Consider the following 25540-nt stretch of genomic DNA (forward strand, 5'->3'; position numbering starts at 1 on the left):
TGCCCCCTTGCGTCTGCCGCCAATATTCGATTCCCTGTTCCGATCCGGCTGGCGCGTGGCGTGCGGGATGCGTTGGCCCTTTCAGGGGCCGGTGGGGCTAGCAGCACTTATCGCTTGCCTGACTGTGACACGAAACGATCACATCCGCCTGCTACAGCCGCGTGACTGACCACAGATCGACCAAGGAGCTTTAGTGTGACCAGCGACCATGACCCTGATTCCTTTGACTGGCTGGACGCCGAACTTCAGGACACGCTGGACGAGGATTTCGAGATCGAATTCGCCGAGCCTATGCTGTCGATGGAATTGCGCAAGATCTATCGCTCGCAGCATCCGGAGATGCTGGATCGCAAGGTCTATTTTCGCAACTTGCTGCGGTTGCAGGCTGAGCTGATCAAGGTTCAGGATTGGGTCCAGCATACCGGTGCCAAGGTCTGTATCCTGTTTGAAGGCCGCGACAGTGCCGGCAAGGGCGGCGTGATCAAGCGGATCACCCAGCGTCTGAACCCGAGGGTGGCGCGGGTCGTGGCGCTGCCTGCGCCCAGCCGCCGTGAGCAGAGCCAGTGGTATTTCCAGCGCTATGTGCCCTATCTGCCTGCCGCGGGTGAGATCGTCCTGTTTGACCGGTCGTGGTACAATCGGGCGGGGGTCGAACGGGTGATGGGCTTTGCCAGCGACGACCAGGTCGAACAATTCTTTCAGGACGTTCCCGAATTTGAGCGGATGTTGGTGCGCTCCGGGATTATTCTATTGAAATACTGGTTTTCCATCACGGATGAGGAGCAGCAGCTGCGTTTTATGATGCGTATCCACGATCCGATGAAGCAGTGGAAGCTGTCGCCGATGGATCTAGAAAGCCGCATTCGTTGGGAGCAATACACGAAGGCCAAGGAAGATATGTTCGAGCGAACCAATATCGCCGAGGCACCTTGGTATATTGTTGAAGGCAACGACAAAAAGCGTGAGCGTTTGAACTGTATCGAGCATCTTCTGACGAAGATCCCCTATCGTGACGTTCCAAGCGAGCGCGTCTCTCTTCCGGACCGAGAGTATAAGCCCGACTACGAACGTCAGGTGCTGCCAGATGATCTCTATGTGCCAAAAATCTATTGACCGCTGAGCTCAGGTTAAATGGGTGCCTGTCCCGCGTGCTGATATGGTTAACACCTGAAGGCGTGGCGCCCGTGCGGTGATGACCCTGGCTTGCACGCTATGGCCCGATATTGCACGAGAGGTCTAAGTTCTGAAAAGAAGGAACCCGGAGCGGCAAATGCCTTGGTTTTATGGGGGTAAGGCAAGCGCCTGATGGGGGGGAGACGCTGCCTGCTCCGGGTTAGACCATCGGGTGTTCCAGATCCGATGGAACGGGCAGCTACTGGGGAAACGCTTCAGACTGGCCCGTACATTAACCAGAGTAGCGCAGTATTATCGAAACGAACACACGCTTTACGTGTATTTTTTGATAAAATACTAATTTTATAGGTGGCGGATTGTCGCACTCGCCATTTGTGGGGAGGCCGAAAACGACAAACCCCCGCGGCTAAGCCTCGGGGGTCGTCAATTGCGTCCAGAACTGCGGACCGAAGAGCTCAGAGGAGGCCTTCGCGCTGTGCTTTCTTACGTGCCAGTTTACGGGCACGTCGAATCGCTTCAGCTTTCTCGCGCGCTTTTTTCTCGGACGGCTTCTCGAAATGTTGCTTGAGCTTCATTTCGCGGAAGACGCCTTCACGCTGCAGCTTTTTCTTCAGGGCACGAAGCGCCTGATCGACGTTGTTGTCGCGAACACTAACCTGCATGTGGTTTTCACCACCTTTCTAAGTTGAGTTGCAAGGATTTGCAGGAAGTGGCCATATAGCAAGGTCGCACTAGCTTGTCCAGTGTTCGGCACATGACTTCGCACTGTGACAGTCAGCGGTGGTTGGGCGGTGAAACAGGGGCCTGAGGCGTTTGGCCCGGTTTCATTCTGGCATATAACAGATACTAAGTAAGAAAAATCGGAAGGCTTTATGATGACCACTGAGCACAACACTGCCCCTGTCGCTGAAGATGTCATTGATCAGCTTCTGGATGCCGCGCTGATGCATGTGCCGTTTGATGGCTGGAGCGCTGCGAGCTTTGCCGCAGCGGTCGCAGATGCCGGAGTCGATTCGACACTGGCCGAAGTGCTTTGTCCACGCGGCGCGGTGGATCTGGCCGTGGCCTTTCACAAGCGCGGCGATGTGTTGATGCTGGAGCGCTTGGCGGATGAGGATATGACCGGCCTGCGGTTTCGCGACAAAATCGCGCGGGCCGTCCGGCTGCGGCTTGAAGTGGTGGACGACAAGGAAGCGGTGCGACGCGGCACCACGCTGTTTTCCCTACCGCAATACGCAGGTGACGGGGTTCGGCTGATCTGGGGCACGGTCGATGAAATCTGGACCGCGCTGGGCGACGCGTCGGAAGATATAAACTGGTACACCAAGCGCGGATCGCTGGCGGGGGTGTATTCCTCCACTGTTCTTTATTGGCTGGGTGACGACAGCCTGGATCATCAGGCCAGTTGGGAGTTTTTGAATCGACGTATCGACAATGTGATGCAATTTGAAAAGCTTAAGGCTCAGGTGCAATCCAATCCGTTGCTCAAGCCGCTGCTCGCCGGGCCAAATTGGCTGGCACAGAAGATCAAGGCACCAACGGCGCGCGATGACCTGCCGGGTCGCTGGACCACGCCGCGCAGCTGAACCGCGCAACGTTTTGCGGCCTGCGAAGCCTAAGCGTCTTTGACTGGCAGCTTTCCTTTGCTAGGCATTTACAACAGCAGAGGGAATGTCAATGAGCGAAATGATGCGTGCGATTGAGATCCGGGAGTCGGGCGGCCCTGATGTCTTGCGGGAATGCGAACGCCCTGTGCCCTTGCCGGACCACGGCCAGGTGGTGCTGAAGGTTGCCTATGCAGGCGTCAATCGCCCTGATGCGTTGCAACGTGCCGGAAAATATGCGCCACCACCTACGGCCAGTGATCTGCCGGGTCTTGAAGCCTCGGGCGAGGTGGTGGCCGTTGGGGCCGGTGTCAGCAATCTTGCGCTTGGAGATCTGGTCTGTGCGCTGCTGCCGGGCGGTGGCTATGCCGAATATGTCGCGACTCCGGCGGTGCATTGTCTGCCCGTGCCTGCGGGCCTGTCGATGAAACAGGCCGCATGTTTGCCCGAGACCTGCTTCACTGTCTGGTCGAACGTTTTTTCGCGTGGTGGCTTGCAGGCAGGCGAGCGATTCTTGGTGCATGGCGGCTCATCCGGGATTGGTACAACGGCGATCCAGCTGGCGTCCCAACTGGGCGCGCGGGTGTTCACCACGGCTGGATCTGATGAAAAATGCGCGGCGTGCCTGACGCTCGGCGCAGAGCGCGCGATCAACTACCGCGATGAGGACTTTGTCGAAGTCATGAAGGCTGAGGGTGGTGCGAATCTGATTCTCGACATGGTGGGCGGTGACTATATCCCGCGCAATGTTCGTGCCTTGGCGGATGATGGTCGGATGGTTCACATCGCGTTCCTGTCTGGTCCAAAGGTAGAGCTGAACTTTGCCCAGATCATGGCGCGACGGCTGACGCTGACCGGGTCGACCCTGCGTCCGCAGAGTGATCTGGCCAAGGCACAGATTGCCCAAGATCTGCGCGAAGTGGTCTGGCCCCTGATCGAGGCGGGCAAAATGGCACCGGTGATGGATCAGACCTTTGCACTGGCTGACGCGGCAGTGGCCCATGCCCGGATGGAGAGCTCGACCCATATCGGCAAGATCGTCCTGGAGGTTGGTGACGCAGTCTAATCTAGCGCTTTGGAATTCGTCATCCGATACGACAAGATAGGGGCAGAGTGATCTGCCTCTATTACATCGGCATCAGGTTTCATTGGCTACAGACGCATCGGTTTGGCCATCTTAAGCCACTGCACGGCGGTAGAGATGCCAGGTGGCGTGTCCCAGTACCGGGACCACAATAATCATGCCCGCAAACATCGGGATGGCAGCCAGTAGCAATGACAGGGCCACTATGGCCCCCCAGGTCAGTGTGACAACCGTGTTTTGCCGCACGACCCGCAGCGACGTGGCGACCGCAATGGGCAGCCCGACGTGACGGTCCAGCAGCAGCGGAAAAGACACCAGGCTGACCGCAAGCGCGACAAAGGCAAACAATCCACCGACGGCGCCGCCAATCAGAAGCATTGCCCATCCCGGCGCGGTCATGAAGATATCCTGTGCAAAAACCGCAAACGACTGTGGTGCCTCAGGGCCAAGGGTACGGTTGTAGATCGCCGCTGCAATCATCAGCCATAAGACGGCCAATGCCGCAAGATAGATCCCCAGTGCCAGAATCGATAAAAACGCGGGCGAGCGCAGCACGGAGAATGCATCCATCCAACTGGGGGTAAACCCGGCTTCGCGGCGGGCCGACATCTCATAGAGACCGACGGCAGCAACCGGACCGATCAGGGAAAATCCCAAAATCAGCGGAAAAATCAGCGGCAACAGGTTCATTGACAGACTGAGAACAACCAGCGCAATGCCGATCAGCGGGTAGAGAAACACCAGCGCGATGGCGTCGCTGCGGCAGGCACCAAAATCATGCCATCCGGCCCGCAAGGCAGCCCGCAGGTCCGCAAAATCAAGCTGCAGTACCTTTGGCATTGAGGCAATCTTGTCGCTGCCTAGGTGATCAACCGAAGCTGAGACATGCGCGCCGGTCAGTCCAAGTGATTTGGCAAGCCAACTAATAGGGTTTCCGATAGTGCGTTCCATGATCCTTCCTCTCAGCAAATGCTGTGCGCACCGCAGGGGTGGGTCGGGCGGAACAGGTCCGGATCTGTGGCGACCGAAGGCGGTGCGTAGGATAAGAGTAGCATAAAACTAACGCAAATCTGATCACTAAGGTGAGAGGGTGGAATGTGACCGCCGGTTGGCGGGCCGGGGTGGTCTGGTCTCAGTCCAGTAGTGCTAGCGGATCGGTTCAAATATGGCGTTTTTGCGGGTGCAATCCTTGATCACGTCGCGGCCGCAGGGCACCGGGGTCAGATCTCGGGAGAGGCAAACGCGCGCCTCTTGGATGTGACCGTCGCGACAGGTGATGGTGAGTGTATCTGGTCGGAGATCGGGGTTGACCTGCAAAAATGCCTGTTCAACGAGACTGGCCGGAAGGGTCACCTGCTGTTGCAGCTTGCGAAAGGCGGCAGGGCGGTTGATCTGCTCATAAGCGCGACGAGACAGGGTGAAATAGTCACGGGGCGATAGACCGGAACAGGTGCCGTGTTTCTTCCATTGATGCCAGGCAAGCCCCTGTGTTCCCATGATATCGGCCATCGCGCGGGTCTGCTGGCGTGATGGCGGGGCTTCGGAGGTGCGGCAGTAGCTGGGCCAGCCACGATGAAACTGGGGCCACAAACCATGCAGGGTCCAGCCGTGATCTACGCGCGGGTTGCATTGTTCTGATCTTTTGGCGTCTCCTTCCAGTGCGCACCAATTTGGTGACCAGCTGAGGCTCAGCACATAGTAGTCAAACTGACCGGCTATCTCGCCTTCCCCCTGTGCGGTGGTCGCGGTCAGGGTGCCCAGCCCGATCCCGCCGGTTGCAATAACCAGCGCCATGAGAGCCTGTTTGATCCTGCGCATTCGCCTCTTTCCTTATAGAAACAACGCGACTATATAGAAGTGAAGTTCCCCGACAACGGAAACCGCCCCAAATCGGGGAAGCCTCTTTCAGGCGACGGGAAAGATGTATCTGGGGATAACGTGTTTTAAGGAGATGAGCGCATGGCAAAACCGTTGATGGCTAGGGCGACCGCCGTGTGGCTGGTGGACAATACGACGATCAGCTTTAAACAGATCGCCGATTTTGTTGGTATGCACGAGCTGGAAATCCAAGGCATTGCCGATGGCGACGTTGCCACAGGCGTGAAGGGATTTGACCCGGTTGCCAACAATCAGTTGCTGCAGGAAGAGGTCGACAAGGCTGAGAAAAACCCGCTGCACAAGCTGAAGTTGAAGTTTAACCCTGCTGCTGCTGGCGAAGAGAAGCGCCGCGGCCCGCGTTACACGCCTTTGTCCAAACGTCAGGATCGCCCGGCCTCGATCTACTGGCTGGTCAAATTTCATCCTGAGCTGTCGGACAGTCAGGTATCGAAATTGGTTGGCACCACCAAGCCGACCATTCAGGCGATCCGCGAGCGGACCCATTGGAACATTGCCAATATTCAGCCGATCGACCCGGTTGCGCTGGGCCTGTGTAAGCAGTCCGAACTGGACGCTGCGGTCCAAAAGGCCGCTGCCAAGAAAGCTGCCGAAGGCGGCGTGATGAGCGATGACGAACGTCGCAAGCTGGTATCGACCGAGCAATCTCTGGAGATGGACGCCGAATCCCGGATGCCCACTGCGATCGAAGGTCTGGAGACCTTTACCTTGGGTGGCAACAATCGGTCTGAGAGCGAGGAAGAAGAAAAGATCGTCGATGCTGATAGTTTCTTCAACCTGCCTGCAGGTGGCGACGATGATGAAGACGAGGACGACGCAGATCCGCGCTTCTGATATGTTCACACCGTAAACCGGTGTGGAAAACTAAATAAAGGCCACAGAGCGTGTCGCGCTCTGTGGTTTTTTTCTTTTTAAGTTCCTGCCCTTGGGGCAGGTGTTGGCGCAAATTTGTCAGGCGCAAGGCACATTCTGATGTGCAATATTCTCCCATATCGAAAAAATCGCATTCCAACGCGGATCACTGCATTTTTATGACATTTCTGCCTTGACGCGCGCGCGTGGCTGGCGTACCTCGCACCCCGACGGCGCGGTAGCTCAGTTGGTTAGAGCGAACGACTCATAATCGTTAGGTCGGGAGTTCGAGTCTCCCCCACGCCACCATTCATCTCTTGCAATATCAGGCTCGGTCCACAGGCATACGGCTGTTGCAATGCCGAGATTTTTGATGGGTTTCGGGCCTGAAACAACCTGATGTACTGAGCCACAGTGAGTTGTTGGCTGGCAGTTGTGAGCGCGCGAGCTGATCAGATGTCCTTGCGGGCGCGCAGGGCAGCGGTGATGGTGCCTTCGTCAAGATAGTCCAGTTCTCCACCGATTGGCACACCCTGTGCCAGCGACGTCAGGCGCGCTTGACCGTGCAGCTGATCGGCGATGTAGTGGGCGGTGGTCTGACCGTCGATGGTCGCGTTGAGTGCCAGGATCACCTCGCGGATTGCTTCGCTCTGTACGCGGTCGACCAGACGCGGGATGCGCAGATCCTCGGGGCCGATGGCATCCAGCGCTGACAGCGTCCCACCCAGCACGTGATAGCGCCCCTTGAAGACGCCTGCGCGCTCAATTGCCCAAAGATCCGAGACCTCCTCCACCACGCAGAGCTCGCCGTTGGCGCGGGTCAGGTCTTCACAAATTGTGCAGAGATCGCTGGTGCCGACATTGCCACAGTTGAGGCACTCACGGGCGGTGGCTGCGACCTCGCTCATGGTCTCGGCCAATGGGGTCAGCAGCAGGGCGCGTTTGCGGATCAGGTGCAGCACCGCCCGACGGGCAGAACGCGGCCCCAACCCTGGCAGCTTGGCCATCAAGGCAATCAGGTCTTCGATATCAGTGGTGGAGTTCTTGATCATGCTGATACTCTTGTTTGCACAGGTATATAGGCTGATTGCCGCGGCGGAATGCAAGGGCGGGCGACAAAATGTTCGGGGTTTGTTTTGAAATGGCGACCCGCCAAAAGAAAAGGCGGCCGAAGCCGCCTGATGCTGAGGGTATAAGGATTCCGTCTTAGAACGGCAGTTTGATATCCTTGGGCAAGCCCATGCTTTCGGTCAGGCTCGCCATTTCTTCCTGCGCTTTTTCGGCGGCTTTGGCCTGGGCATCCTTGATCGCGGCAAGGATCAGGTCTTCGACCACTTCCTTGTCGTCGCCGTTGAAGATCGACGGATCGATATCCAATGCCTTAAGGTCACCCTTGGCCGATGCGGTTGCCTTCACAAGGCCAGCGCCTGCTTCGCCGGTGACCATGACATTGTGCAGATCTTCCTGCATCTGCGCCATCTTGCCTTGCAGTTCCTGTGCCGATTTCATCATCTTGGCCATGTCGCCAAGACCGCCGAGGCCTTTGAGCATCTGTTTTCTCCTAAGTGCGAGGGCGCAGCGCGCCGTAAGTCATCACCGCACATATCGCAATTGCGAGGCCGATGAACAAGTGGGGGGAGCCTAAGCACCCTTCAACAATGGCGTAGTATTGCACATCATCAAGCGCGTTTTCGTACCGGTCGATAGCAATTACAAATGCCATACTCGCCCAGAGCAGGGCTGAGATTACAAAGGAGGCACGGTTACGTGTGGCCAGAGCGATGCCTGTCAATGCAAACAGAGCCAAAGTGATGGGCAAGCTGGACAGCGCCAGTAGTTCATCCCAAGCTGTGGCCGGGTCGTCAGTGCGGACCCAGGCGGGGCGCGTTTTGTCACAGACTTCGGCCAGTGCGGAGCCGGGCAAACCTGTCAGCAGCGCGCCTGCCGTCGATGTCACTCTTCCTCGAAGGGGTCCCATTCGTCCTCGACCTCGGGCAGGGCCTCTGCCTCGACTTCTGCGGTCAGCTCTTCGGCGGTGCGGATGCGTTTGATCTTGGCCTTGGGGAAACTCTCCAGCACGGCCTGCACCATCGGGTGGGTGCTGGCCTCGGCGCGCAGGGCGTTCTCTGCGGCGTTGTCGCGTTCGGTGATGGTCTCGCCGCCGCCCTCATTGGCGAGGGAAATGACCCAGCGCGCCTGGGTCCAGGTTTGCAGCTGTTGGCCAAGGCGCTGTGCGAGGTCTTTGGGCGCGTCATCGGTGGGCTGAATAGTGATCCGGCCGGGCTGATAGGACACCAACCGCAGGTATGTTTTCACATATTCCAGCAAAAGGCCGTCTCGGCGGACACGAATTAGCTCCACGATATGTTCAAAGCTGGGGTAACGGGCCAATGCCTGATCCATCTGCGGCGCGAGAGCCACGGCCTGACCATTGCCGTTCGACATGGTCGCGCCTCCGCTGGGGCCAACAGGGAAGCTGCCCTGCTGCGCGCCTTGCGGGGCATTGTACTGGCCGCCTTGCTGGTGGCCACCGCCTTGTGGCATCGCCATACCGTTTCCCGGGCCGCCGGGGCCCGTGGGCGGCGGTGGGGGCGTGTCCTGCAATGTGCGCATCAACTGTTCTGGTGTTGGCAGGTCAGCCACATGGGTCAGCCGGATCACCGCCATCTCTGCTGCCATCATCGCATTGGGCGCGGCGGCGACCTCTTCCAGCGCCTTGAGCAGCATTTGCCACATCCGGGTCAGAACGCGCATCGGCAGCGCTTCGGCCATTTGGCTGCCACGGGCGCGTTCATCCGGACTGACGGTGGGATCTTCGGCGGCATCGGGTGTGATTTTCACCACCGACACCCAATGGGTGATCTCGGCTAGGTCGCGCAGCACTGCCAGCGGATCGGCACCTTCGGCATATTGCGCGCTCAGCTCAGTCAGGGCCGAAGCCGCGTCGCCACGCATAATCATGTCGATGAGATCAAGGACCCGCCCGCGATCCGCCAGTCCCAACATGGCGCGGACCTGATCAGCTGTTGTTTCGCCTGCGCCATGAGAAATCGCCTGATCCAGCAGCGAGGTGGCATCACGGGCCGACCCCTCGGCGGCGCGGGTGATGAGGGCCAGCGCATCCTCGGCGATTTGGGCATTCTCAGCGCCTGCGATCTTTTGCAACAGGGTGATCATTACCTCAGGTTCAATGCGGCGCAAATCGAACCGCTGGCAGCGCGACAGCACCGTCACTGGTACCTTGCGGATCTCCGTGGTGGCAAAGATGAATTTCACATGTGCGGGCGGTTCTTCCAGCGTCTTCAACAGCGCGTTGAAGGCGCTGGTCGACAGCATGTGGACCTCATCAATGATGTAGATCTTGTAGCGGGCGGAGGCGGCACGGTACTGCACCGAATCGATGATTTCGCGGATGTCACCAACACCGGTGCGGCTGGCGGCGTCCATTTCCATAACATCGACATGGCGGCCTTCCATGATGGCGGTGCAATGTTCGCATTTGCCACAGGGTTCGGTTGTCGGACCGCCGTTGCCATCCTCACCAATGCAGTTCATGCCCTTGGCAATGATGCGGGCCGTGGTGGTTTTACCGGTGCCCCGGATGCCGGTCATGATAAAGGCCTGGGCGATGCGGTCCGCTGCAAAGGCGTTTTTTAGCGTGCGCACCATGGCGTCCTGGCCGACCAGATCGGCAAAGGTTTCGGGCCGGTATTTGCGGGCCAGAACCTGATATTGACCGGTTGATTGGCCTGCTGTGTCGCCTGCTGTGTCGCTCATGATGTCTCGTGCAAGATTCGGGGGTAGGTCATTGATCTGCCCGTAAAGTAGGGAAGCCCAAGCGTGGCGTCCACCGCTGATGGTAATCCATAAGGGATGAACAGCAGTGGCAGCAGTGGTTTCAGAAACCATTAGGTGCAGAGCGGGCAGGCGGATACATTGATGGCTGTAATCGTCCGGGGGGATTGTTGGTGGTGTAACTGGCAGTGGGGGCTGACCATGGAGGATGGATCGTTATCTGAAAATAGAAGCGGCGTTGGACCCGATGCGTCAGCGGCGCAGAGCGCCATGCCGCTGACGCTGCATGCGCTGTCGGTAGCGGATGGAATCTTGGCGCTTTGCCAGTTGCCCGGTGCAGGCGGTAATTACGACGCTGACATACAGCATATACGGGAATGGCAGCCGGGATTGGTCATATCCATGACCGCGGACGATGAGCATATGGCAGTTGGCGCGGACAATATTGGCGCTGACCTGCAGAGCATAGGCTGCCGTTGGATCCACCTGCCGATTCCAGACTTCTGCGCCCCACCGCCGGATATCCTGAGCCGATGGCCAGACGCGAGCCACCTGGCGCGCAAGGCGTTGGTTGGTGGCGGTCGAGTGCTGATCCATTGCCGTGGAGGCTGCGGACGCTCTGGAATGGCGGTGTTGCGGCTGATGACGGAATGCGGTGAACGGCCGGATGTGGCACTGGCACGGCTGCGGGCAGTCAGGCCATGTGCCATCGAGACAGAGGCGCAAATGGCCTGGGCCTATGGACCGAGGCGGATTCCCGGAAATTGAACGCTGCAACGGCGGACGTAGCGCCGCGCGAGGCGCGACGCTGGTCCGTCACTAGGCGGAAAGAGACTGCTGCGAGGCGGCAGTTCGGCTCGTCTGGGGATGCAGAGGAACCGCTTGGGCAAGAGCATAGGGGTATTCGGGCCGTTTGGCGATAAATCCCCTGTCTCTGGTTCCCTCAAAAAGCGCATCCGCAAATCGGTCAAGACCGCTCTGCTCGGCCTCAGGCGAAACCCCACAGTAAATACGGATACGTTCATGATTGGCGGTGAAACGTGCTTGGCAGGGATGATCGCAGGCGGTCAGCTCGCAATTGCCCGCGACTTCAAAATCATCCGCAGTAACTGTACGGGCCTGTCCCAAGGCAGCTGCAAGTCGGGAGAGCATGTGTTCCGCAGCGGGGCAGGGGCGCCCTAGGTGCTTGCAGGTGCTCAGTGTGTAGCTATGTGTTGTATCGGTCCAGTGCATGGCGCCCTCCGCGCGTGGAAGGGAATGAACCGGAGGAGCTGGCAGGCCAAAAGGTGGACGTGCAGACCCTGCCAGGACACCCCGCCCGGTTTTGAGTTTCTCGTCAGATGGCAGGTCTCCTGACTTGCGGCTCATCACAATCCCAGGCCTTCCCAATGCTCGCGAACCCGTCAGGATTTTTAGCATCAGTGGCGTTTTCCGAGGTTGCTCACCGCTTACAGTTGCGGGGGCAGTCGCGGCATTGGTCAGGCATGCGCCGTTCCTCACCGTGTTCCCTTTTCATCCTGCCCGCATTGCTGCGGCACAAGAACCATCTGCCCAACGGCTAGCGGTAGTGGAGCCGAGTCGTCAAGTGTTTCGTTGAGCTGGTTTCGGACCCCATTCCGAAGTTTCGCCCAAATGTAGTATTTGACGCTTAGGGAATAACAACATGCTGGAGTTCGCCCGGCCGTAGTAGCATCATGGATCACAGCGCTACCGCAAGGGGCAACGCAAGCACGCAGATAAAAATGGAAAGGTTAGGTGAGAGGTTGGACATCGACCCAAGCGGGGCTCGTTGTGGCTGCTTCCTTCCGGATCTGACCAGGTTGGCGAGGCGCTCGCCCGCGCCAACCTCTCACTGCACGATATAGGCAGGCGCGCAGAGAATGGCAAGCCCGTCGCGCCTTCAATCTGGAGCGGGGTCGGTGTCGGTTGGTCTTAGAGCTTGAAACCGATCTGCAAGAAACCATCCTGTGTGGTTCCATGTAGGCTGTAGCGCGCAGGATCGAGTTCGGACAGATATGCACGTGCGCCCGGGCCGGTAAAAATCTCCGCCTCGGTGAAGGGATGGTTGAATAGCTGCCAGGGAGAGGGGGACTGTTCGAGTGGGTCGCGGGGCAATCGCCCCGATATATAGTCACAAATCGTGTCTCGAACCCGCATTGGAGGTATTGGCAATCGGGTGGCGGCCTGGGCCATGGTGAAATTGCCTCCGCCACCGATGCGGTAGCTATTCACTGCCATGGCGAAATGCTGGCTGTCTCGTACCGGCCCGCCCTTCCATCTCAGATTGCGCACCCGGTGGCTGTCAGGATGTGCGAGCTCTCCATCACTGCCAAATCGCGCTGGTGTAGAGATATCAATGTCGTATTGCAGTCCAAATATTACATCGAAATTGTGACCGGCTCGATCTTCGTCTAATAGGTGCCCGCCAGAGGTGCCGGGAGCGATTTGATTGAACAGCCCAGCAGACATTTCCAGCCATTCGCGCAGCTGGGCGCCATTCAATACGACGGCCCGTAGTTCATTCGGAAAGGGCTGGATATCCACGATATGCCGCATATGCATCTGCCCCATAGGCACATCGGTGTAATTTGAAGGGCCGGAACGGGCACCGAATTTTCCGGGGGCAGCGGCCGAGAGCAGTGGCAGATTTCCGGCCACTGTGTTCTGAAGCGCGGGACGCACGGCAGCGGCCTGCGACGTCGCGACTAGTGCGAGAGCTTGGTCGTGGCCGAGGAACGTAAAATAGGAATGCAGAGGCCGACTGGTACTGCCGACTGGTTGGGCCATTCTGACCCGCGTTTCGGCGTGATCTGCGGCCAGTGCTTCGACGATCGCGGGATGTTCTTCGGCGAGCGAATTCAGCCCGCCGTAAGATCCACCTATGTTGCGTCGTCTGGCAATCGGGCGCAGGGTGCTGGTTGCACCTGTCACGCTCCAGCCTGTGTCGCTTCGGGCGACGCGCAAGTCGATAACTCCAAGATGTGACCCATAAGCGCCGGGCATCACCACCGGAGCGGAGACAGGATGGCGTGAATCCGGCAATGTCAGGTGGGTGTGCCCGCCAATAAGGGCATCAAACACGCCCAAATCTGCGAGCGGATGTAAGGCGTTTTCAATACCGTAGGCGGCCTTTTGGGGGCCGATCCCGGTATGCGCCAGCGCAATGACGATGTCGCACCCCTCGGCCCGCAACGTGGCGGTCTGCTGGACTGCGGTTTGCACCATATCCTCGATGGCGACTTTGCCTTTTAGAAGATGCGCTGCCCATTTCAGGGTCTGTACTGGTAGAACCGAAAGTAATCCGATCCGCAGGGGGGGGGCATCGCCAGAATCGGGCAGCTCACGCGTCAGTACAGTGGTTTTGCAGAAGGGCAGAGAAACCTGCGGGTCTATTGAGCGCATATTGGAGCAAAGAACCGGGCAGGAGATCTGCATCAACGTCTGTTGTAACTGATCAAGGCCAAAATCAAAGTCATGATTGCCCAATCCGATGGCGTCGTAGCCCATCATTGAAAACGCTCTTGGAACCGGTGCGGGCTGCGTATCGCCAAGCTGCATCGGCCGCTCTGCAATCGGGGTGCCGTAGAGGCTATCGCCATTATCAATAAGCAGAGTTGCGGCCCCCGCGGCTGCGGCCTCCTTGCGTGCCTGAACAATGAGTGTGGCGACCCGTGACAGTCCTAAGGCCGGATCAGGCTGATCTGAATAATAGTCATGACTCAACAAGTTGGCATGCAGATCCGTCGTCGCCAGAATGCGCAGAGACCTAACCTTGCTGTCCGTGGTTTGATCAGCTCCTGTCATATTCGTTTCTTAAAGATCTCACGGTGAATCCCGGCTTGGCGTTGGTTGCGAATTTATTAACAAGCCTGTCGGGCTCTTTGAAGCAATCAAATGTGACACTAGAAAGTCGCTTTTTGCTAAGAATTCTATTTAAATGCGCGAATTTCCTCTTGAGATATGCCGGAATTCCGGTTTTCAAGTTTGAACCAGCAATTTGATTTTCTTGGCGACTGTGGTGCGCGGGAAACATTAATGCAGCTTTGAGGTGTATCAGGCCGGTGACTTCGGTCAGGTCGAGCCGATCATACCAGCGGACAACAATGGACTGAAACGATGCGGCAGGCAGAACAGGTAACATTTGGTGGCAGCGGTCTGGATCGCGCAGCGCAACTACGGGATGATGCTGCGGGTTTGGCGGACTTATGGCAAGGCATGGACAGCCGTATATTGTTGATTTGGCGCGGAAAGCCGCTGTGCCGCATTCCGGGCGAAGATGAGGGCACTTTGTCCGTTCCAGCCGCCCTCGCGTGGGTTATGTCTGGCCACCCGTTGGTCAGTAACTTAGCAGCTGATGCCGTGTTTCTCGGGCGCTGCGAGTCGGGTCTGGCGCGGTTCGCCGTGGATATCAGCGCATGGCAACCCGACAATCTGGACGATACTGCGCTGGGCGGTTTTGTGGATGTCAGCGAGCAACAGCACCCTGATCTGCCGTCTGACACCGGCTTTGCCGAGTTGCGGCGCATCATGGCACATCTCAGCCGCGAAGAGGCAGAGTTGGCGGCGACAGCGCGTGCGGTGTTCGGCTGGCATCAGAGCCATGGTTACTGTGCCAAGTGTGGAGCCAAGAGCGATATGGCGCAAGCGGGGTGGCAGCGGATTTGTCCCAGCTGCGGAGCCGCGCATTTTCCGCGCACCGATCCGGTGGTGATCATGCTGATCACCCATGGGGATGCCGTTCTGGTGGGGCGATCACCGGGCTGGCCTGAGGGGATGTATTCGCTGTTGGCGGGCTTTGTTGAGCCTGGAGAGACGCTGGAGGCCGCGGTGCGACGCGAAACGGATGAGGAGACCGGCATTAAGGTTGGTGCAGTCAGCTATCTGTCCAGCCAACCCTGGCCGTTCCCGATGTCATTGATGTTTGGCTGCGCGGGTGAGGCGTTGACACGCGACATTGATATCGATCCCAATGAAATTGAGGATGCGATTTGGGTCTCGCGGCAGGACATGATGACTGTGTTCGAAGGTGTGCACCCAGAGATTAGAAAGCCGCGCAATGGGGCAATTGCCCATTTTTTGCTGCAAAACTGGCTTGCAGATACGCTGGATTGAGACGAATAGTGGCTACCAACCTTAAGACCTTCACGGCTGAAACCTGCCGGGCGCAATGACAGGACGCAAATGGATTTTTCCAGCAAAGAAGATATAGAAGCGCCGATTGCTGAGGTCTTTCAAGCAATTACTGATTTTGAGAGCATGGAACGCATGGCGCTGCGCCGGGGTGTTGATGTGCAGTGTTTGGGGGATGTGCAGCGTCCCGACAAAGGGCTGGCCTGGGATGTCTGGTTTCAGTTTCGTGGCAAACAGCGCAATCTGCATCTGTCGCTGGAGGGATATGAGCCTGTCACCCAGATGATCATCAGCGGCGCAGGAAGCGGTCTGGACGGAGCGATGGAGGTCGAGTTGGTGGCTCTTTCGCCGCAGCGGACCCGACTGTCGGTGGCGTTGTCTTTGGCGCCTAAAACCCTGGCGGGGCGCTTGCTGGTGCAATCGCTGAAATTGGCGAAGACACGGCTCAATCGCGGATTCAAAAAGCGGGTGGCAGAATTTGCACGCCAGACCGAGGAACGGATGAGCCGTTTGACGTAACGGCTTTCACGCCAGACGACCGGTGATCAGCACTTGTTGTGCTGCCGTTCAGAACCGGTCGTCGTTGGCGGGGTAGACACCCAGAATTTCGATATTGGTGGTAAAATAGGCCAGTTCGTCCATAGCCAGCCGCACGTTGGCGTCATCTGGGTGGCCGTCGATGTCGGCGTAAAACTGGGTCGCGGTGAAAGACCCGTCGACCATGTAACTCTCCAGTTTGGTCATGTTGATTCCATTGGTGGCAAAGCCGCCCATAGCCTTGTAAAGCGCGGCAGGAATGTTGCGGACCTGGAATACGAAACTGGTGATCATGCCGTGGTTGCCACGACGTTCCAGATTCGGCTCGCGCGACATTGTCACAAACCGCGTGGTGTTGTTGCCGTGATCTTCGATGTGACGGGCGAGCACCTCTAATCCATAAATCTCACCAGCCAATTCGCTTGCGAGGGCCGCGTGGGTCTTGTCGCCCTGTTCGGCCACGTCACGCGCCGCGCGGGCGTTGTCAGGGCTGACGCGGCCGCGAATCTTGTTTTCGGTTAGGAAACGCGCGCACTGCGGCAGCAAGACCAGATGTGAATGGGCTTCCTTGATATCTTCAAGACGCGCGCCGGGCACGCCCAATAGGTTGATGTGGACCCGCACAAAGGCTTCGTCGATAATATGCAGGCCGCTATGTGGCAACAGCCGGTGAATGTCCGCCACGCGCCCATAAGTAGAATTCTCGACAGGCAGCATTGCCAGCTCTGCGTCTCCGCTGCGGACGGCGTCGATTGCGTCTTCAAAGTTGCGGCAAGGCAGCACGTCCATATCGGGACGTTCGTTGCGGCAAGCTTCGTGACTGTAGGAGCCAAGCTCCCCTTGAATGGCAATTCTCTGGGTCATAACTGCGACATCCGTGCAAAACTTCAAAAAACGGGCGTTTCGTCGCGCTGTCTATACCTTGCCACTTGAGAGGGGAAGCCTTAGACACCCTCCCAGATAGCTGAAATGGACTCGCGATCATGTTTGACACGATGACCCTTACCAAAGCGACCGCAGGCGTTTGCGGCGCGCTCCTCGTGTTCCTCCTTGGCAAATGGGCCGCAGAGGAACTCTATCACACGGATACCCACGGCGAGGCGTCCTATGTGATTGAAGTGGAAGAGGCAGGTGCGGAAGAAGTTGCTGAAGTCGTAGACTTTGGTGAACTGATGGCCGCGGCAGACGTTGGCAAAGGTGCCAAGGTCTTCAAGAAATGCTCCTCCTGCCACAAACTCGAAGCCGGTGAAAACGCCACCGGTCCCTATCTCTATGGGGTGGTTGATCGTCCGATCGCTGCTGCGGATGGCTTTGGCTACTCTGCGACGCTGGCCGGTCTTGGCGGCGAATGGACCGCAGAAGAGCTGGATGCCTTCCTGACCAAACCGTCGCAATACGCGCCGGGCACCACCATGAGCTTCAGCGGGCTAAAGAAGCAGAAAGATCGGGTTAACCTGATCGCCTACCTCGATAGCCTCGACGACTGATTTAGGTCGCCATACGCGATCATCAAAAGGCCGCGCCACCTGGTGCGGCTTTTTGCATTTACAGCCCTTTTGTCGCAGTTGTGATGCTTGGCTCGGCGTGTTGATGCCTTGCCAAAGGTTGACACACGGGAAATTCAGCCAATCTGAACTTGAATGTTAGGGGGGCAGCCGCTTAGCTTTGGTTCTTAGAATGATCCTGGCATCAAACGCCGGACAATGGAGGTTTTGGCAGATGACGACTCTCACCACGCCACGCCGTGCCGTTTCGGCCCGAGTGATTGATCCGCAACCGCTTTTTCAGGCTTTCCTTGCCGGTTTGGCAGCGCTGACCATGCTGGCGCTTGCCGCCACAACGGTGCACGCCGAAGAAACGGTGATCAAGAGCCATGGTTTTGCTGAATTCGGAGAGTTGAAATATCCCGACGGCTTTGGTCATTTTGAGTATGTGAACCCTGACGCCCCAAAGGGCGGAGAGCTGTCCCTGTCCGCAGTCGGCACGTTTGACAGTATGAACCCCTACACCCGTAAAGGTCGAGGTGGGGCGATGTCGGCGGATCATTTTGAATCGCTGATGATTGGCTCATATGATGAGCCGGGATCCTATTATGGTCTGCTGGCTGAGAGCCTAGAGTACCCCGAAAGCCAGGATTGGGTGATCTTCAACATGCGCCCCGAAGCGCGATTTTCCGATGGCACGCCTGTCACCGCCGAGGATGTTGTCTTTTCCCATAATCTGCTACTGGAGCAGGGCTTGAAATCCTATGCAGAGGCCGTGAAAAAACGCATTCCGAAGGCCGAAGTGCTGGGGCCGCATCGAGTGAAATTCTATTTCTCGCCGGATTTTCCGCGCCGAGCCATGATCACGCAGGTGGCGGGTACGTCGGTGTTTTCCAAGGCCTGGTTCGAGGCTGATCCTGAAAACCGCCGATTGGATGAACCTCGGTTGGATCCCGGCATCGGGTCGGGGCCTTATGTGCTGGAAACGGCGGATGTTAATCAGCGCATTGTTTATAAACGTAATCCCGATTATTGGGGTAACGATGTGAATGTGAATGTTGGCCGCCACAACTATGACCGCATCCGTATCGAGTATTTCGGTGACACCGTTGCCGCGATGGAGGGGTTCAAGGCGGGGATCTATACCATGCGCCCCGAGAACAGTTCTAAGAGCTGGGCAACAGCGTATGAGTTTGATGCGGTAAAAGCGGGAAATGTCATCAAAGGCGAGTTTGCCGATGGGAACGTGCCTGCGGCCAGCGGATTCGTGATGAATTTGTTGCGCCCCAAATTCCAGGACCCTCGCGTGCGTGAGGCGATCCAACTTGGTTATAATTTCGAATGGACAAATGACAGCCTGCAATACGGATTGTTCGCACAGCGGCAATCGTTCTGGCAGGATACAGCGCTAGAGGCCAAGGGCCTGCCAGAAGGGCGCGAATTGGAAGTGCTTGAGGGATTGGGGGATCTGATTGACCCGGCACTGCTGACCAACGAGCCGGTGATGGCACATGGCTCTAAGCCAGATCGTCCCGCAGATCGGCGAAACCTGCGCCGCGCCATGAAACTGCTGGACGACGCCGGTTGGCGTGTCGGAGGAGATGGTCTGCGCCGCAACGACGCGGGGCAATTGCTAACGCTGGAGTTTCTGATCGATTCTCCGACCATTGAACGTATCGTGCAGCCCTATGTGACGAACCTGCGCCAGATGGGCGTGGACGCAAAATCCAGCCGTGTCGACTATGCGCAATACACCAGCCGTCGCCGGGAAAAAGACTTTGATATGATCACGTATGCCTATCCAAAGTACCTGCAGCCCTCCACCGGACTGTATCAGCAGTTTGGGTCTGATGCGCATGAATTTTCGGTTTTCAACCCAGCTGGCATGGCCGATCCGGCGGTGGACAAGCTGATTGAAGCCATCGTCAAGGCAGAAGATCAGGAAGAGCTTTATGCCAATGTGCGCGCGCTGGATCGCGTTTTGCGGGCCAAGCGGTTCATGGTGCCGACCTGGTATCTGGGCGTGAACTGGGTGGCCTATTGGAATTTTTATGAGCAACCAGAAACGTTGCCTCTATTCGATCTGGGGTTGCGCGATGTCTGGTGGGTCGACACCAAGAAAGAAGCGGCATTGAAATCCTCTGGCGCATTGCGGTAAGCGCCTGACATGGCAGCCTATATCCTCAGACGTTTTCTATTGGTGATTCCGACCTTATTCGGAATCTTGGTGATTAACTTCGCGCTGGTGCAGTTCGTGCCGGGTGGCCCTGTAGAACAGATGATAGCGCAACTAGAAGGCGGCGGCGACGTGTTCGAAGGCTTCGCTGGCGGCGGCGGTGACGCAGGCGGCGAAGCCATAGCCGCCAACGACAGCTATGCAGGCCGTCAGGGCCTGCCGCCAGAGCTGATCGCGGAACTGGAACAGCAATACGGTTTGGATAAACCGCCGCTAGAGCGGTTCTTTCTGATGCTGGGCAACTATATGCGGTTTGATTTTGGCGAGAGCTATTTTCGCAAGATCGACGTGATGAGCCTGGTTCTGGAAAAAATGCCTGTATCGATTTCATTGGGCCTGTGGTCGACGTTGATCGCCTATATGATTTCAATACCACTGGGTATCCGTAAGGCGCTTCGCGATGGCAGCCGGTTCGACACCTGGACCAGCGGCGTGATCATTGCGGCCTATGCTATTCCCGGATTTCTGTTTGCGATTTTGCTGCTGGTTTTGTTCGCTGGTGGGTCTTATTGGCAGGTCTTTCCACTGCGGGGACTAACCTCTGACAACTGGGACAACCTCGGCCTGTTTGGCAAAATCACCGATTATTTCTGGCACATTACTCTGCCGGTGGTGGCCTCGACCATCTCGGCCTTTGCAACGCTGACACTGCTGACCAAGAATTCGTTCCTGGATGAGATTAAAAAGCAGTATGTGATGACGGCCCGTGCGAAAGGGCTAAGCGAGAGCCGCGTGCTCTATGGTCATGTGTTCCGCAACGCAATGCTGATTGTTATTGCCGGATTTCCGGCAGTGTTTATCGGTGTGTTCTTCTCAGGAAGCCTGATCATCGAGACAATTTTCTCGCTCGATGGTCTGGGGCGGCTGGGTTTTGAGGCGGCCGTGGCGCGCGACTATCCTGTGATCTTTGGCACGCTATTCATCTTTGGCCTGATGAGCCTCGTTGTGGGGATCATCTCGGACATCATGTATGTGATCGTTGATCCGCGTATCGACTTTGAAAAGAGAGAGGGCTGACCGATGGCTTTGTCTCCGCTCAACCGGCGTCGCTGGAATAACTTCTGCCGCAATCGCCGGGCCTTTTGGTCTTTGTGGATTTTCTCAATTCTGTTTGGAATTTCGCTGTTTGCGGAGTTTGTGGCCAACGACAAGCCGATGTTGGTGAACTACCGCGGTGAATATTTCACGCCGGTGTTTAACTTCTATCCGGAGACGGCCTTTGGCGGAGACTTTCAGACAGAGGCGGCCTACCGAGATCCGGAAGTGAAATGCCTGATTGCCTCTGGCGGTGTCGAGGACTGTTTTGATGATCCTGAGGGTATTCTGCAACAAATCGAGACGGGTGTATTTGCGGCGAAAGGGTTTGTAGAAGGCTGGGCGATCTGGCCGCCGATTCCCTATTCATTCAACACCACAGTGGATCGGCCTGGTGCAGCGCCTCTGCCGCCCAATGGGCAGAACCTTTTGGGCACCGATGACACCAAACGTGACGTGCTGGCACGGGTGATCCATGGGTTCCGTCTGTCGATCCTGTTCACGTTGATGGTCACCGGCGCTGCAACGCTGGTAGGTATTGCGGCGGGTGCGGTTCAGGGTTTCTTTGGCGGCTGGCTCGACTTGATCTTTCAGCGTGTGATAGAGATCTGGGGATCTATCCCGCAGCTCTATGTCATTATTATCATGTTCGCCATCCTGGGCCGCAGTTTCTGGCTATTGGTGATCCTGATGATCCTGTTCAGTTGGACCGCGCTGGTCAGCGTGGTTCGTGCCGAATTCCTGCGGGCCCGCAATCTGGAATATGTCCGCGCCGCCAAGGCGCTGGGGGTCGGGAACCTAACCATTATGTTCCGTCATATGTTGCCCAATGCGATGGTTGCGACGCTGACTTTCCTGCCGTTTATCGTTACTGGTACCATCGGCACATTGGCGGGGCTGGATTTTCTCGGCTTTGGTCTGCCGTCCTCAGCCCCATCGCTGGGGGAACTTACATTGCAGGCCAAACAAAACCTTGAAGCGCCCTGGCTGGCTTTTACCGCGTTCTTCACCTTTGCCATCATGTTGTCGCTTCTGGTTTTCATCTTTGAAGGCGTGCGCGATGCGTTTGATCCGAGAAAGACGTTTTCATGAGCCCGTTGCTCCAAGTTAGAGACCTGCGCGTATCATTCCGTCAGGATGGTAAAGTGACCGAGGCCGTGCGCGGTGTTTCCTTCTCTGTTGGCCAGGGTGAGACTGTCGCGTTAGTGGGGGAATCCGGGTCGGGCAAGTCGGTGACGGCGCTGTCTACCGTCTCTCTTCTCGGCGATAGTGCCACTGTCAGCGGTTCTGTCACCTATGACGGGCAAGAGATGGTGGGCGCAAATGACCGACGTCTTCGTCAGGTCCGGGGCAATGACATCAGCTTTATCTTTCAAGAGCCGATGACCTCACTCAACCCGCTGCACACAATCGAAAAACAGTTAGCTGAATCGTTGGCCTTACATCAGGGACTGGATGGGGTCGCAGCCCGTGCCCGTATCATCGAGTTGTTGAACCGTGTGGGTATTAGAGACGCCGAAACCCGGCTGGGTGCTTATCCACATCAGCTTTCGGGTGGGCAACGTCAGCGGGTTATGATTGCGATGGCGCTAGCGAACAAGCCGGACATTCTGATCGCAGATGAGCCGACCACCGCTCTGGATGTCACAATTCAACAACAAATCCTTGAGCTGCTGGCCGACCTGAAGGCAAGCGAAGGCATGGGGCTGTTGTTTATTACCCACGACCTGAGCATTGTGCGCCGCATTGCGGACCGCGTCTGCGTAATGAAGGGGGGAGAAATCGTCGAGGAGGGGCCGACGTCTGAGATTTTTGCCAATCCCCAGCACCCATACACGCAAAAACTGCTTGATGCAGAGCCAACTGGGCAGCCGTCACCGGTGCCCGTCGCAGCGCAGGAGCTGGTCAGGACCGAAGATCTGAAGGTCTGGTTTCCCATTCAAAAGGGGCTGCTAAAACGCACCGTGGGTCACGTCAAGGCGGTCAACCCGACCTCGCTGAGCGTGTGTGCTGGTGAGACGCTGGGAATCGTTGGCGAAAGTGGTAGCGGGAAAACCACCCTGGCACTGGCGATCATGCGATTGATAGCATCAGAAGGCAGCGTGCAGTTCCAAGGGCAAGATTTGCGCCAGTGGTCGACACGCGATCTGCGTCGGCTGCGTGCGGACATGCAGATCGTGTTCCAGGATCCATTTGGGTCGCTAAGTCCGCGTATGACCTGTGCCCAGATCATCGCCGAGGGTCTGGCGATACATAAGCTGGACCAGGGCCGCGACCCCCGTGATCTGGTTGCTGAGGTGATGACCGAAGTCGGGCTGGATCCGGCATTCATGGACCGTTATCCGCATGAGTTTTCGGGCGGTCAACGCCAGCGTATAGCCATAGCGCGGGCCATGGTTCTGCGACCCAAACTGGTTGTCCTAGACGAGCCGACCTCGGCGTTGGATATGACTGTGCAGGTGCAGATCGTCAATTTGCTGCGCGATCTGCAGGACCGTTACGGGCTGGCCTATCTGTTCATTTCACATGATCTGAACGTAGTGCGTGCCATGTCGCACAAGATGATCGTAATGAAACAGGGCGATGTTGTAGAGGTCGGGCCCACAGCGGAACTGTTTGCCAATCCCAAAGACCCATATACGCGGCAGTTGCTTGCTGCGGCGGGCTAAACGTTAGCCATAATGCACTCGGTTGAAAATATTACCCGGATCTATCGGGCACCGGCCTTCGCCAGACTAAAAGATGTGGCGGTGAACCCACATGATGTTTCGCGACAGTTTGGCACATGTCGGATTTGGTTATGATGCGTGATGAGCCGCCTGGCAGATATTTGAAATTATGGATAAAAATAGATGTCTTTATTCGCCACGCAGGCCGAAATTCGGGTCAGATCAGAGCCCGCCGACATCGAATAATCCCCGCGTCGCCAATTGTGATTTACGGCCCTTCGGTTTAGTCTGGTGCCCGCAGGTTGGCATTCGCCTCAGCGCAAATCAAATCGGACATCTCCATGAACGCTCCTACCATTCAGAACGTCAATTGCGGTGATTGCCCCATTCGTCACCGTGCCGTTTGTGCGCGCTGTGATGCGGATGAATTGGACGTTCTGGATTCGATCAAATACTACCGCACGTATGAGGCAGGTCAGCCGATTACCTGGTCCGGTGATCGGATGGATTTCGTGGGTTCGGTTGTGTCGGGCATCGCGACCCTGACGCAGACGATGGAGGATGGCCGCACTCAGATGGTTGGCCTGTTGTTGCCCAGCGATTTTGTTGGCCGCCCAGGGCGCGACACTGCGGCCTATAACGTGGTGGCGACGTCGACTGTAGTCATGTGTTGTTTTCGCAAGAAACCATTTGAAGAAATGATGTCCCAGACACCGCATGTTGCGCATCGTCTGCTGGAGATGACGCTAGACGAATTGGACGCGGCGCGAGAGTGGATGCTGGTTCTGGGGCGTAAGACTGCGCGTGAGAAGATTGCCAGCCTGCTGTCGATCCTGGCGCGGCGTGATGCATCGTTGCAGCTCCATAAGGACAGCAATCGTCGGGTGTTCGATTTACCACTGACCCGCGAAGCGATGGCAGATTACCTGGGGCTGACGTTGGAAACTGTCAGCCGTCAGGTCTCCGCCTTGCGTAAGGACGGTGTGATCGAATTGGAGGGTAAGCGCCATGTGACCGTGCCTGACATGGGCCGCCTGATGGACGAGGCTGGGGATGACAGCGACGGCGGCTATCTGATTTGATCTGATCATAAGTGGCCACAGCAATTGTCCGGGGCCACTTGCGTGGCCCCAATTGGTTACGCAACTGATTTGATGCGCTTAATGCGCCATCAGAACCGGAACCTTGGCCCGTTCTAGCATATTTCGGGTCGCGCCACCCAAGATAGCTTCGCGAAAGCGGGAATGCCCATAGGCCCCCATCACGATCAGATCTGCCGCTGTATCGACCGCATGTCGGTTCAACACGTCGGAGACGCGGGTCATGGTCTTGCTGAGCACATCAATCTCACATTTGACTCCTTGACGCGACAGCATTTGGCACAACAGCCCACCGGGATCTGATCGCTCTGGCCCGTGTTGTGGCGGATCAATCACCACCACGCGCACCACATCGGCAGCCCGCAGTATTGGCAGGGCTTTGCGAATAGCGGTCATGGCTTCAATGCTCTCGTTCCAGGCGACCAGCACAGTTTTTGGTTGGTCGGGCAGGGGGCAATCATCAGGCACCACAAGTACAGGCGCGCGCCCTTCGAATAACGCGGCCTCGACGATGGCCTCCGCCTCGGCGGGGCGATCCTTGCCGTAAGGCTGACCCAACACCACGAGATCCGAAAAGCGCGCCAGACGGGCGACATGGCGCCCAATATCGGCCATTTGCGCAACGCCTGTTTCGACGTTGAAGCTGACGCCGGACCGCTCCATACGTCTGGTGACGGTCTGCTCTATCGTGGCAACCTCTTCCTTTGCGCGTGCGAGCGTTTCCTGCAGCACCATCGCATTGGCACCTGCGTAATAATATCCGGTTTGTGTGCGATCCACACCCAAGCACAGCGCGTCTGCGTGACCATTTTCCAAACGGGTCAGTGCGATGGTTTGCTCTAGCTGTGCCTCGGTGTTCGCTGGGGTCGTTAGAACAGTCAGCAGTGTCTTGTAGGACATATTAACCTCGCATGTGTATGGGCGACTGCAACGAACTTGTGGTTGTGCCGCGAGTTGCGTCATTATGAAAGTGCATCTCATATT

Annotated in this window: 24 protein-coding genes, 1 tRNA gene, 1 other RNA gene and 1 riboswitch; of the genes, 14 read left to right on the forward strand and 12 right to left on the reverse strand. The window is 57.2% G+C overall.

The features are described 5' to 3' along the window. Window positions 1–195: 195 nt before the first annotated feature. Window positions 196–1113 carry a polyphosphate kinase 2 gene (ppk2, locus tag PhaeoP97_RS02300; protein ID WP_072503706.1) on the forward strand — a complete coding sequence of 306 codons (918 nt, stop codon included), beginning with the start codon at window positions 196–198 and terminating at the stop codon, window positions 1111–1113. 476 nt (window positions 1114–1589) lie between these two features. Here ppk2 and rpsU read toward each other — a convergent pair whose 3' ends face one another. Further along, window positions 1590–1796, reverse strand: a complete 207-nt coding sequence (rpsU, locus tag PhaeoP97_RS02305) for a 30S ribosomal protein S21 (RefSeq protein ID WP_005614280.1) — start codon at window positions 1794–1796, stop codon at window positions 1590–1592. A gap of 213 nt (window positions 1797–2009) precedes the next feature. On the opposite strand from rpsU, the gene PhaeoP97_RS02310 reads away from it, so the two are divergent. Both PhaeoP97_RS02310 and PhaeoP97_RS02315 read left to right on the forward strand, forming a co-directional pair. Next, on the forward strand, window positions 2010–2720 hold the full coding sequence (locus tag PhaeoP97_RS02310) for a COQ9 family protein (RefSeq protein WP_072506256.1): 711 nt from the start codon (window positions 2010–2012) through the stop codon (window positions 2718–2720). Between the two features lie 91 nt (window positions 2721–2811). Then, window positions 2812–3804, forward strand: a complete 993-nt coding sequence (locus PhaeoP97_RS02315) for an NAD(P)H-quinone oxidoreductase (protein WP_072503707.1) — start codon at window positions 2812–2814, stop codon at window positions 3802–3804. A 111-nt stretch (window positions 3805–3915) separates the two neighbouring features. Here PhaeoP97_RS02315 and PhaeoP97_RS02320 read toward each other — a convergent pair whose 3' ends face one another. Then, window positions 3916–4773, reverse strand: coding sequence for a DUF2189 domain-containing protein (locus PhaeoP97_RS02320; protein ID WP_072503708.1), 858 nt, complete (start codon window positions 4771–4773; stop codon window positions 3916–3918). Between the two features lie 195 nt (window positions 4774–4968). Next, on the reverse strand, window positions 4969–5640 hold the full coding sequence (locus PhaeoP97_RS02325; protein WP_083570303.1) for a ribonuclease T2 family protein: 672 nt from the start codon (window positions 5638–5640) through the stop codon (window positions 4969–4971). A gap of 141 nt (window positions 5641–5781) precedes the next feature. On the opposite strand from PhaeoP97_RS02325, the gene PhaeoP97_RS02330 reads away from it, so the two are divergent. Then, complete coding sequence (locus PhaeoP97_RS02330) at window positions 5782–6552, forward strand: DUF1013 domain-containing protein (RefSeq protein WP_072503709.1); 771 nt, start codon at window positions 5782–5784, stop codon at window positions 6550–6552. 250 nt (window positions 6553–6802) lie between these two features. Further along, window positions 6803–6879, forward strand: a tRNA-Met gene (locus PhaeoP97_RS02335). A gap of 143 nt (window positions 6880–7022) precedes the next feature. Here PhaeoP97_RS02335 and recR read toward each other — a convergent pair. From recR to PhaeoP97_RS02355, 4 genes are all read right to left on the reverse strand, one after another. Then, entirely contained in the window at window positions 7023–7622 is a 600-nt protein-coding gene (gene recR / locus PhaeoP97_RS02340) for a recombination mediator RecR (RefSeq protein WP_072506258.1), read from the reverse strand. Between the two features lie 154 nt (window positions 7623–7776). Next, window positions 7777–8121 (reverse strand): YbaB/EbfC family nucleoid-associated protein, encoded by a 345-nt coding sequence (locus PhaeoP97_RS02345; protein WP_072503710.1) that lies wholly within the window; start codon window positions 8119–8121, stop codon window positions 7777–7779. A 10-nt stretch (window positions 8122–8131) separates the two neighbouring features. Continuing rightward, on the reverse strand, window positions 8132–8527 hold the full coding sequence (locus PhaeoP97_RS02350) for a hypothetical protein (RefSeq protein ID WP_237028974.1): 396 nt from the start codon (window positions 8525–8527) through the stop codon (window positions 8132–8134). Next, window positions 8524–10347, reverse strand: a complete 1824-nt coding sequence (locus tag PhaeoP97_RS02355) for a DNA polymerase III subunit gamma/tau (protein ID WP_072503712.1) — start codon at window positions 10345–10347, stop codon at window positions 8524–8526. Before PhaeoP97_RS02355 ends, PhaeoP97_RS02350 begins: the two co-directional genes overlap by 4 nt. A 219-nt stretch (window positions 10348–10566) precedes the next feature. Between PhaeoP97_RS02355 and PhaeoP97_RS02360 the strand changes: the two genes are divergently transcribed. Beyond that, window positions 10567–11133 carry a protein-tyrosine phosphatase family protein gene (locus PhaeoP97_RS02360; protein ID WP_072503713.1) on the forward strand — a complete coding sequence of 189 codons (567 nt, stop codon included), beginning with the start codon at window positions 10567–10569 and terminating at the stop codon, window positions 11131–11133. A 51-nt stretch (window positions 11134–11184) separates the two neighbouring features. On the opposite strand, the gene PhaeoP97_RS02365 is transcribed toward PhaeoP97_RS02360, so the two are convergent. The 3 genes from PhaeoP97_RS02365 to PhaeoP97_RS02375 form a co-directional block, all read right to left on the reverse strand. After that, window positions 11185–11598, reverse strand: coding sequence for a hypothetical protein (locus PhaeoP97_RS02365; RefSeq protein WP_072503714.1), 414 nt, complete (start codon window positions 11596–11598; stop codon window positions 11185–11187). Window positions 11599–11690: 92 nt separating this feature from the next. Continuing rightward, window positions 11691–11928, reverse strand: a riboswitch (cobalamin riboswitch). Between the two features lie 190 nt (window positions 11929–12118). Next, window positions 12119–12217, reverse strand: an RNA gene (gene ffs / locus PhaeoP97_RS02370) — signal recognition particle sRNA small type. A gap of 80 nt (window positions 12218–12297) precedes the next feature. Beyond that, complete coding sequence (locus PhaeoP97_RS02375) at window positions 12298–14169, reverse strand: 5'-nucleotidase C-terminal domain-containing protein (protein WP_072503715.1); 1872 nt, start codon at window positions 14167–14169, stop codon at window positions 12298–12300. A 312-nt stretch (window positions 14170–14481) separates the two neighbouring features. Between PhaeoP97_RS02375 and nudC the strand changes: the two genes are divergently transcribed. Together nudC and PhaeoP97_RS02385 are read left to right on the forward strand one after the other, a co-directional pair. Beyond that, the gene (gene nudC / locus PhaeoP97_RS02380; RefSeq protein WP_072503716.1) at window positions 14482–15477 is read left to right on the forward strand and encodes an NAD(+) diphosphatase; all 996 of its coding nucleotides are present in this window, start codon (window positions 14482–14484) and stop codon (window positions 15475–15477) included. 69 nt (window positions 15478–15546) lie between these two features. Continuing rightward, complete coding sequence (locus PhaeoP97_RS02385) at window positions 15547–16014, forward strand: SRPBCC family protein (RefSeq protein WP_072503717.1); 468 nt, start codon at window positions 15547–15549, stop codon at window positions 16012–16014. A gap of 48 nt (window positions 16015–16062) precedes the next feature. Here PhaeoP97_RS02385 and PhaeoP97_RS02390 read toward each other — a convergent pair whose 3' ends face one another. Beyond that, on the reverse strand, window positions 16063–16896 hold the full coding sequence (locus PhaeoP97_RS02390; protein WP_072503718.1) for a prephenate dehydratase: 834 nt from the start codon (window positions 16894–16896) through the stop codon (window positions 16063–16065). A 119-nt stretch (window positions 16897–17015) separates the two neighbouring features. On the opposite strand from PhaeoP97_RS02390, the gene PhaeoP97_RS02395 reads away from it, so the two are divergent. The 6 genes from PhaeoP97_RS02395 (at window position 17016) to fnrL (ending at window position 24538) form a co-directional block, all read left to right on the forward strand. Continuing rightward, window positions 17016–17519 (forward strand): c-type cytochrome, encoded by a 504-nt coding sequence (locus PhaeoP97_RS02395; RefSeq protein ID WP_072503719.1) that lies wholly within the window; start codon window positions 17016–17018, stop codon window positions 17517–17519. A 232-nt stretch (window positions 17520–17751) separates the two neighbouring features. After that, window positions 17752–19674, forward strand: coding sequence for an extracellular solute-binding protein (locus PhaeoP97_RS02400; protein ID WP_072503720.1), 1923 nt, complete (start codon window positions 17752–17754; stop codon window positions 19672–19674). 9 nt (window positions 19675–19683) lie between these two features. Continuing rightward, window positions 19684–20769, forward strand: coding sequence for a microcin C ABC transporter permease YejB (locus PhaeoP97_RS02405; protein WP_072503721.1), 1086 nt, complete (start codon window positions 19684–19686; stop codon window positions 20767–20769). Window positions 20770–20772: 3 nt separating this feature from the next. Continuing rightward, the gene (locus tag PhaeoP97_RS02410) at window positions 20773–21879 is read left to right on the forward strand and encodes an ABC transporter permease (protein WP_072503722.1); all 1107 of its coding nucleotides are present in this window, start codon (window positions 20773–20775) and stop codon (window positions 21877–21879) included. Beyond that, the gene (locus tag PhaeoP97_RS02415; protein ID WP_072503723.1) at window positions 21876–23456 is read left to right on the forward strand and encodes an ABC transporter ATP-binding protein; all 1581 of its coding nucleotides are present in this window, start codon (window positions 21876–21878) and stop codon (window positions 23454–23456) included. Before PhaeoP97_RS02410 ends, PhaeoP97_RS02415 begins: the two co-directional genes overlap by 4 nt. A 341-nt stretch (window positions 23457–23797) precedes the next feature. After that, on the forward strand, window positions 23798–24538 hold the full coding sequence (gene fnrL, locus PhaeoP97_RS02420; protein ID WP_072503724.1) for a transcriptional regulator FnrL: 741 nt from the start codon (window positions 23798–23800) through the stop codon (window positions 24536–24538). 78 nt (window positions 24539–24616) lie between these two features. Here the strand turns inward: fnrL and PhaeoP97_RS02425 are convergent, their stop codons facing one another. After that, the gene (locus PhaeoP97_RS02425; protein WP_072503725.1) at window positions 24617–25456 is read right to left on the reverse strand and encodes a universal stress protein; all 840 of its coding nucleotides are present in this window, start codon (window positions 25454–25456) and stop codon (window positions 24617–24619) included. Window positions 25457–25540: the final 84 nt, after the last annotated feature.

The organism is Phaeobacter porticola (genome assembly GCF_001888185.1).
Classification (GTDB): Bacteria; Pseudomonadota; Alphaproteobacteria; order Rhodobacterales; family Rhodobacteraceae; genus Phaeobacter; species Phaeobacter porticola.